Genomic DNA, 2,500 nt, shown 5'->3' on the forward strand with positions numbered 1-2,500 from the left:
CTCCACCAGGCGCTTGATCGTGGGCGGCGGCTCCCGAGAGATGCTCATCCGTAAAGAGAAAACAGCTTCTTGATTTTGGCCTTGGGCCGAAAACAAGCGAGATCTTTGACATCGTGAAGAGGGACCATGTCCGGACGTTCTATCCAATCCCTGGATAGGATGGCCGAACCAGCGCCGTTGCCTGACCGCACGGACGCCGGACATGGTCGAAGCAAACTGGTCTTTTCGNGCGTGTCGAAGGGCTTCGCCCAAAACTCATCCGGGTAAGAAAACCGAGCTTCTTGATTTTGGCCTTGGGCCGAAAACAAGCGAGATCTTTGACATCGTGAAGAGGGACCATGTCCGGACGTTCTATCCAATCCCTGGATAGGATGGCCGAACCAGCGCCGTTGCCTGACCGCACGGACGCCGGACATGGTCGAAGCAAACTGGTCTTTTCGAGCAATGCGTTCGAGGGTCCGGGCAGGAAACTGCCAGCCGCTCCGAGTGCGGTGGATTCTGAAGCGGCCTGAACCACGCAAGCGTGGCGCGGGCCGGAGCGATCGCGACAGCGATCGCCAAGCGAGCATTGTTCATGAGAACGATCAAGTGCCATAAGGGCATTCGGTGGATGCCTTGGCGCTGAGAGGCGAAGAAGGACGTGGTACGCTGCGATAAGCCTTGGGGAGCTGCGAACGAGCTTTGATCCGAGGATTTCCGAATGGGGCAACCCACCTTCGACCTCCTTCATTGCAAGTCCATGCGGGAACGCATGAACTTGGATTGAGGGTGGTCAATGAAGGTATTTGACCTTGAATCCATAGGGGTCAAAGGCGAACCCGGGGAACTGAAACATCTAAGTACCCGGAGGAAAGGACATCAACGAGACTCCGTTAGNNNTGACCTTGAATCCATAGGGGTCAAAGGCGAACCCGGGGAACTGAAACATCTAAGTACCCGGAGGAAAGGACATCAACGAGACTCCGTTAGTAGTGGCGAGCGAACGCGGACCAGGCCAGTGCTTCTCTTGAACCAACCGGAACCGTCTGGAAAGTCGGGCCTCAGCGGGTGATAGCCCCGTACGGGTGTCGTGAAAGAGAAGACATGAGTAGGGCGGGACACGTGTAATCCTGTCTGAACGTGGGGGGACCACCCTCCAAGCCTAAGTACTCCTCAGCGACCGATAGCGAACCAGTACCGTGAGGGAAAGGTGAAAAGCACCCCGACGAGGGGAGTGAAACAGCACCTGAAACCGGATGCCTACAAACAGTAGGAGCCCAAGGTTCGTCCTGGGTGACTGCGTACCTTTTGTATAATGGGTCAGCGACTTCGTCTGGCGAGCAAGCTTAAACCGATAGGTGTAGGCGCAGCGAAAGCGAGTCTGAACAGGGCGTTCAGTTCGTCGGATGAGACCCGAAACCGGGTGATCTAGCCATGAGCAGGTTGAAGGTGCGGTAACACGCACTGGAGGACCGAACGGGTGTCTGTTGAAAAAGACTCCGATGACTTGTGGTTAGGGGTGAAAGGCCAATCAAACCCGGAAATAGCTGGTTCTCCGCGAAAGCTATTTAGGTAGCGCCTCGCGTGAATGCCCCAGGGGGTAGAGCACTGGATGGGCTAGGGGGACTCACCGTCTTACCAAACCTAACCAAACTCCGAATACCTGGGAGCACTGCGCGGGAGACACACGGCGGGTGCTAACGTCCGTCGTGGAGAGGGAAACAACCCTGACCGACAGCTAAGGTCCCCAAGTCATGGCTAAGTGGGAAAGGATGTAGGGATCCCAAAACAACCAGGAGGTTGGCTTAGAAGCAGCCATCCTTTAAAGAAAGCGTAACAGCTCACTGGTCTAAATAAGGGTCCCCGCGCCGAAGATGTAACGGGGCTCAAGCCATGCACCGAAGCTTCGGGTTTGCACGCAAGTGCAAGCGGTAGCGGAGCGTTCCGTAGGTCTGTGAAGGGACAGCCGTGAGGCATCCTGGAGGCATCGGAAGTGCGAATGCTGACATGAGTAACGACAAACAGTGTGAAAGACACTGTCGCCGAAAGTCCAAGGGTTCCTGCGTAAAGTTAATCTTCGCAGGGTTAGCCGGCCCCNATGCTGACATGAGTAACGACAAACAGTGTGAAAGACACTGTCGCCGAAAGTCCAAGGGTTCCTGCGTAAAGTTAATCTTCGCAGGGTTAGCCGGCCCCTAAGGCGAGGCCGAAAGGCGTAGTCGATGGGAACCACGCAAATAATCGTGGGCCAGCGGGTAGTGACGGATCCCGAAAGTTGTTCTCCCTTACTGGATTGGGAGGGCTGCCTGGGGGTTCCAGGAAATAGCTCCCGCATGAGACCGTACCCGAAACCGACACAGGTGGACTGGTAGAGCATACCAAGGCGCTTGAGAGAATGACGTTGAAGGAACTCGGCAATTTACCTCCGTAACTTCGGGATAAGGAGGCCTTCGGCTTGGGCAACCAGGTCGGAGGGGCACAGACCAGGGGGTGGCAACTGTTTAACAAAAACACAGGGCTC

1 tRNA gene and 1 rRNA gene (both cut by a window edge) are annotated in these 2,500 nt (G+C 55.8%); both read left to right on the plus strand.

The annotated features are described in order from the left end of the window. Nucleotides 1-8 (plus strand) — tRNA-Ala (locus tag SLNSH_RS24075) (it extends 68 nt beyond the left edge of the window). Between the two features lie 574 nt (nucleotides 9-582). Beyond that, nucleotides 583-2,500 (plus strand): 23S ribosomal RNA (locus SLNSH_RS24080) (it continues 1,081 nt past the right edge of the window).

Origin of the sequence: Alsobacter soli, assembly GCF_003004785.1 — a bacterium.
GTDB lineage: Bacteria > Pseudomonadota > Alphaproteobacteria > Rhizobiales > Beijerinckiaceae > Alsobacter > Alsobacter soli.